The organism is Sphingobacterium ginsenosidimutans (assembly GCF_039536865.1).
Taxonomy (GTDB): domain Bacteria; phylum Bacteroidota; class Bacteroidia; order Sphingobacteriales; family Sphingobacteriaceae; genus Sphingobacterium; species Sphingobacterium detergens.
The window spans coordinates 320,974-327,718 of sequence record NZ_BAAAZK010000005.1; the positions used below are offsets into that span (position 1 = coordinate 320,974).

General features: G+C 41.3%; 6 protein-coding genes. 1 reads left to right on the forward strand and 5 read right to left on the reverse strand.

Features of this window, described 5'->3' with window-relative positions; translation table 11 throughout:
- Nucleotides 1-34: 34 nt before the first annotated feature.
- A complete protein-coding gene (locus ABFX33_RS10345; RefSeq protein WP_346085934.1) occupies nt 35-685 on the reverse strand; it encodes an epoxyqueuosine reductase QueH in 651 nt (216 codons plus the stop codon).
- A gap of 177 nt (nt 686-862) precedes the next feature.
- Between ABFX33_RS10345 and ABFX33_RS10350 the strand changes: the two genes are divergently transcribed.
- The gene (locus ABFX33_RS10350; RefSeq protein ID WP_346085936.1) at nt 863-2,014 is read left to right on the forward strand and encodes a hypothetical protein; all 1,152 of its coding nucleotides are present in this window, start codon (nt 863-865) and stop codon (nt 2,012-2,014) included.
- Nucleotides 2,015-2,027: 13 nt separating this feature from the next.
- On the opposite strand, the gene ABFX33_RS10355 is transcribed toward ABFX33_RS10350, so the two are convergent.
- From ABFX33_RS10355 to ABFX33_RS10370, 4 genes are all read right to left on the reverse strand, one after another.
- Nucleotides 2,028-2,879, reverse strand: a complete 852-nt coding sequence (locus tag ABFX33_RS10355) for a transglutaminase-like domain-containing protein (protein ID WP_306429556.1) — start codon at nt 2,877-2,879, stop codon at nt 2,028-2,030.
- Between the two features lie 96 nt (nt 2,880-2,975).
- A complete protein-coding gene (locus tag ABFX33_RS10360) occupies nt 2,976-3,635 on the reverse strand; it encodes an ABC transporter ATP-binding protein (protein ID WP_120261602.1) in 660 nt (219 codons plus the stop codon).
- A gap of 93 nt (nt 3,636-3,728) precedes the next feature.
- Nucleotides 3,729-6,131, reverse strand: a complete 2,403-nt coding sequence (locus ABFX33_RS10365; protein WP_346085938.1) for an FtsX-like permease family protein — start codon at nt 6,129-6,131, stop codon at nt 3,729-3,731.
- Between the two features lie 258 nt (nt 6,132-6,389).
- Nucleotides 6,390-6,745, reverse strand: a 356-nt coding sequence (locus tag ABFX33_RS10370) for an ABC transporter permease (RefSeq protein WP_346085940.1), incomplete at its 5' end; no start/stop codon positions are given.

Sequence of the window (6,745 nt, forward strand, 5' to 3'; positions counted from 1 at the left end):
CAGTCGAACGCTTTATCTATACACAGAGCACGACTTATTCATAATAATTTTTACCTAACTCTATCTTTTCGCGTCCATTTGCCATGCGCCATTTATTGGTATCACGTAGCGAATATGCACAGCCGCAATATTCCTGCATGTAGAATTTCTCTTTTTTGGAGACTTCTAACATCCTTGCCGAACCACCTTTCTTGCGCCAGTTGAACGTCCAGTACTCCATCCCTTCATGGCGGGAAGCGGCACGTAAGCCACAGTCGTTGATCTGCTCCATGTTTTTCCAACGGGAAATACCCAATGAACTAGAGATCACATCAAAGCCATTAGCCGCCGCGTATTCTGCAGTTTTTTCAAAACGCATATCAAAACACATGGTACAACGGATTCCTCGCTCAGGTTCCTGTTCCATACCCTTAGCCAGATCAAACCAATGGTCTACATCATAGTCCGCATCAATAAAAGGGATATTATGCTTCTCTGCAAAACGAATATTCTCATCTTTGCGCAGATCATACTCCTTGCGTGGGTGGATATTGGGATTGTAGAAATAAATCGTAAAATCGATATCCGAAGCAATCAATGCTTCCATGACTTCTCCGGCACAAGGTGCACAACAGGAATGTAGAAGCAATTTCTTGCCCTCTCCTGGTAATGCCAACTTCTCCCGTACAAATTCCTTCTTTTCCATAATCGTATGTGATATCAAAAACAAAGGCAATTTTAATCAAAAAGTAGCGAAATGGCAAATATTTCCGTTTTAGACATCATGGTATCCGTCTAAAAGAATGAGATAAATTCATTGATATTCTGCATATATTAGTAGATTTGTATGTTTGACGCAATAAGCTATTTATAATAAAAAAATATGAAATTTTCATTTCAAACCTGTGTTATTGTATTATTTGCCAGTTTAATAGGTGTTGCTTCCTGTAAAAAACTGGATGATGAACCAGAAAATGGTCTGCCGACACTTATTTCAAGATTGTATATTTCTTTCTCTGACTATCGAACAAATAATTCGATCAAGAATCTTATGATTGTTGATCCTGCAGACACCAATACACTGAATAATACCGTTCAATATCTTTCCCCAGCGAAAGGTGGTGGACCGGTGCTCTTTGATCCCAATGCGACATCTATTTTCCAGGCAAGCTCGGGAGCCGTTGCTCAAGATACCTTTATCCAGCGGATTCCTTTGGACGACATTTATGGGAATCCCGGTGATGCTAGTCAACTTGGGTTTACAGGTTTTAGAAATGTGGTAGGATTAGGTTATTACTCCTATGCGCAACAAAATGGTACTGGGGGATCGGCAGTGACCAACTTTCTACTTGCGGCGACAGGTGGCAATATGTTATATGCGATAAGCCGCCCCGAAGGAAAAGGTGGATCAACAGGTGGTTCCAAGATCATCGATAAACAGATTAGCCTCGGGACGATTATTCCAACCTCGTTGACCTTATTAGAAGGGAATACAGCTGATAAAAACGAAAAACTGCTACTCGTAGGGTTTGAAAATGATGGTACAAATAAAGGGAATGGTTTCGCTGTTTATACAATTCTTAAACAAGAACTGATTGATAGGCCTCGAGATACGATTGTTGCGGCGTCTAGATTTGTACCGACACTGAAGGTCTATGTGCAGGGAAAAACAGACTTGGGAGCTGTTTCTTATGCGCCCAATAGAAAATTATTGGCCGTTGCTACAGGAGAGGGAAAAGAGGTGTTGTTCTTTAGAAATCCGAAGGAATTGTTTACTGGAACTGGAGAAAAAACTGTCCCTCCCGATTATGTGATCGGTGGTTCCGCTACAGGGTTGGAAGAGCCTACGGGAGTTGCCATCGATGACCGTATTGAAAATGGAAAATTTCTTTATATTTCAGATGCGAAGAATAGGAAAATCAGCCGGTTTAAATTGACGGATGAAGGGAATGTAGCACCGGAACTAACACAAGAATATGGGACTCTGATTCCAAATTATATCTTTTTGGATGCCCGAGAAAGGACAAATTTTTAATTTATACACACTGTCAAGCAAGCAATTCGAACAGTTCTCTGATTTCCTGTTGCTTGCCTGAACTTTCATGAGCTTCATACGCTGACAGGAGATTCCGCAAAGCGCGCTTTAGGATAGTCACATTGTCGCAGGGAAATGTAAATTCCCGATCTGGACCTAGGTTTAACTGTTTCAGGAACGAATTAACATCACTTTTTTGCATGATCTGCCCCCGGTTAAATGCATTGATGTAAAACAAAACATGTTCATTTCCTTCTTCATCCGAATCCATATAGGCCAGGATAAAATGCTTGGGTAAATTGATCCCATAGATCGGGATATCCAGCTTTTGTGCAATAATGCTATAGATACAGGATAAGGTCAACGGATTCCCCTGCTTCGTGTCCAAAACCTGACCGATATAGGAGTTTTGCGGATGGTGATAATCCTTTGTATTGCCAGATAAACCAAAGGAACCAAATAGCACATGGTTCAGCAGGTTCACCTTCTCCAATGGACTCATATCGTATTGTAGTCCGCGCCACACCTCTGTTTTCAGATCTTCGATTTTCAACACGATTTTATGGTCCTCGTAAGAAGGATATTGATAGTTATTGAGAATGATAAGTCCTTCCAGCAGATTGAAGGAATTGCTCAGATTCCAGATCTGTAACTCATTTTTGGTCTGGTCGAATTGAATTTCATGAATAATGTTTTCCAGCCGCCCCTGGACTCTTGGATCAAAGCTCGACTCCCAGAATTTTTCTAAATAAGGAACAATTTCAGGACCTTGGCTTTTTAACTGATGTTCCACTTCCTGAATAATCTGTTGGTCGGTATCGTCCAACAGGAATATTAACGATTTCAGCTCTCTCTCATTCATCATAACGAAGTTAAAAAAATGAATTGAGAAATGATACAAAAAAATCCCTACAGTATTCATGTACCAGGTAGGGATTATTCAGGTTAAATTGGTATACAATTATTTGAGCTGGCCATCCAGCATATTGACAATTCTTTTGCCGTACTCCGCATTTTTTTCGGAGTGGGTAACTTGTATGATCGTGACACCGTCATCATTCAATTGTTTGAACAGTTCCATGATCTCTTCGCCTTGTTTGGAATTGAGGTTACCCGTAGGTTCATCTGCCAACAAGAGTTTCGGAGATCCCGCCAATGCACGTGCGATACCAACGATCTGTTGTTGCCCTCCGGACAGCTGAGCCGGAAATAGATCTTTCTTTCCTACAATACCAAAACGGTCAAGCATATCAGCCACAATGGCTTTGCGCTCTTTGCTGGAAATGTCTTTATAGATCAGTGGTGTTTCTATATTTTCATATACTGTCAATTCATCCAGTAAATGGTAAGCCTGAAATACATATCCAATATGAGATTGGTAGAGCTGCGACCGTTTTTTTGCTTTCATCTCCAATACGTTTTCATCCATAAAGATATATTCACCTTCATCCGGTTCGTCCAGCATTCCAATAATATTCAGCAGGGTGGATTTGCCTGAACCCGAAGGGCCCATTATGGATATGAAATCACCTTCTGCTATATCTAAACTGACATCTTTGAGCACAAATGAGCGTGTACCACCTACGTTATACCACTTGAATAAATGTTTTAATTGTATCATTTTCTAGTATTGAGATTTTAGTATTGAGATTTTGGTTGTACAAGCCTCGGCTTACCCGGTATCTCTTTTTTTATTTTGTCTTTTAATTTTTACTTATTCATCCCGCAGGCTATCTACCGGATTTGTTCTTGCAACTTTCAACGATTGGAAGCTAATGGAAATCAATATTAAGATAAATATGCAAAATATCGGGATCAAAAACGACCACCATTGTATATTGACATGATATGCAAAATTGGAAAGCCATTTGTCCATGAGTAAATATGCTAAAGGAATGGCTATGACGATACCGATCAGAAATAGCCTGAAAAACGGTTTATTTAATTGGACAAAGAGGAGTTGTGCCGAGGCACCGAGTACTTTCCGGATACTCATTTCTTTTTTGCGTAATGCGGCCTGATAAGCCGCCATGCTGAATAGTCCCAATGCAGCAATAATAACCGAAAGGCTGGCGAAACTATTGAAAGCAACCTGTAGTTCCTGTTGTTTCTTGTGCTGCAAAGCATATTGCTGATCCATAAAGGAGTAGTCTAAAGGCAGATCTTTTGCAGATGTATTTTTTGCCCATTCTTTCTTTACTGCCTCAATCGCCGGATCGACCATTCCCGGTTTTGTTTTCACCATAAGCGTCGTTTGGAAACGCATGCTTCCACACTCATTTTTAAATGAATAGAGGGTAGGTTGAACGGCATTTTCAAAGCCATAGGCCTTACTATCTTTGACAAGGCCGACGATTTCGAAATTTGCGTCACAGCCACTGATTTTAACGCCAATGGGATTCGAAAGTCCCAAACTTTTAGCAGCTGATTCATTGATGACTGCATAGTTGGAAAGGGAGTCATGGAGCAACTGATCGATTGACAGATTGATATTCCCCTGTAGATTAGGGATATTTAATGTTTTAAAATAGCCCGGATCGATACCGACATGAGCAAAGGAAATATTCTTTTGTGCATAGGAGAATTCCATTTTGGGAGGTTGTTCCCCTTCTCCCGGGATATTTGTGGAGGAAGCCACCGCCTCAATGCTCGGATCATTTTCTAATCGCCGTTTCAATTGATGGAAAGAACCATCAATTTTGGAGTCGTAATACATGCCCACTCCTTTGAAGTTGACCACTTGCGCTGGCTCAAACCCTTTATCTGTATGCTGCATGTATTGAAGCTGGGCCCTAATGACCAGCATACCTGAAATAAACAGAATCGCCATGCTGATCTGAAAGGTTAGTAAAGCATTTCGGAATGTTCCTTTTTTAAGTATTGCCGATAATCCGCCTTTGAGCAGATTGACGGATTTGAAACCTGAAAGAACGATGGCCGGGTATATTGCCGAAAGGATTGTTGTTAATAGTACAGCGACACAGAGTTGGATAATGGTTTCAGAACTTAAAATATAACTTCTCAGATCATCATTGAACCATCTTTGTAATATGTTCCCCGTAAGTGCCAAGGTAATGAAACTCAATACTGCAGCACTGCTGGTCAGTATAAACACTTCCAATAACAATTGCCTTACGATAGCCCAGCGCGAACTTCCCAATATCTTTTTGAGGGCAAGCTCTTTAAGACGTTGATCGGCTTGCGCCATAATCATGTTGGCGAAATTGGCGGAGGCGAGCAGGAGGATCAATAGGGAAAGAATACCGATAATCCACGTCATGATGTAGGCCGTGTTGCTTCCGGTTTTTGGTCGCAGGTGCAGGTTGGCCAATGGATCTAAGTAAATCTTGCCTTTGGCATAAGCGGAAGAGCGTATTTTATCTTTTGGGGCGATTTCCTTGTGATAAATTGTGTTGATCTGATCGGTCAACTTAGCGATATCTGTACCCGGTCTGACCTGAATAAAAGTCTGGTATAAAAAAGGATTATTTTCAGCAAAGAGATCCTGTGGTTCACGGATAAAAAGAAGGTCGTAATCAATCATCGAAAGATCGTGCTTTTTGATGGTACCGTAAATCATCTCACGCATTCCCAGATCAAGGCTCATAGACGGAATGGAATGCGGGCTGTCAAATGTTAAATCCTCCTTTTTGAAAAGCTGTTCGGCAATAGGACTTTTGACCATGGTCGCGTCCTTTTGATCTTTGTTTTTGTAGAGCGGTCCGTTGGCATTTTCTACCTGAAAGATCCGCGCAGCCGAAGAATCAATTAATGCAGCATTTTTGATAAGCACCGTCTTCTCCCCGAATAGTGGGTAGCTACCATAGTTGTAAACCATTTTTCTACCGGCATATACAATATCCGGTAAATTCTGTTTTAGCAACGGAGCAAGGGAAGGCGAGGTTTCGTCCGTAAAAGCACCTTCTGCTTCCAGACCAAGCTGATAGATTTCCTTATAGTTTGGATTCCATTTATCAAAGCTTGTTTCCCGATTGATGTATTGATAGGAAAGGATAAAACCGGTAAAACCCAGCATCAATCCGATAATGTTCAAGAACGTGAACCCCTTATTTTTTAAGAGCTTACGCCAAGCCAGTTTGAAATCATTTTGTGTCATGTTGTAAGGTTTTATGTTTCGGTCTCTTCTGTATCAAATCCGCCGCTATGAAAAAAATACAATCCTCTTGCCATTGTTTTAAAGTTTTTATTATGAGTTTGTTAGGTGGTGTCGTGTACTTTTTGATGTTCGATTTCGGACAGTTTTCGTTCGCAATCGAACATTCATCGCCCCCTTAGCCATTGGTTCATTGCCCACCACGCAACAGGCAAGGCAATGACCAAGGCAACAAACACCAATTTTTAAGATCTTCTGATTTTATTCATCCCTTAGGCTATCGACCGGATTGGTCCGGATAGCCTTCCATGTTTGATAACTAATGGTACCTAAGGCGATGAGGATAGCCCCCATGCCCGCCAGAATAAAGTACATCCAGTTGATATCTATTTTATAGTTGAAGTCTCTGAGCCATTGGTTCATTGCCCACCACGCAACAGGTGAGGCAATGACCATGGCAACAAACACCAATTTTATAAAGTCTCCAGACAGCAGTTTCAGCAATCTCATCGTACTGGCGCCAAGCACTTTCCGTACACCGATTTCTTTTGTCCGCTGTTGTGTCACATAGGTGGCAAGTCCAAAAAGACCAAGGGCAGCCACAAAAATGGCGACGA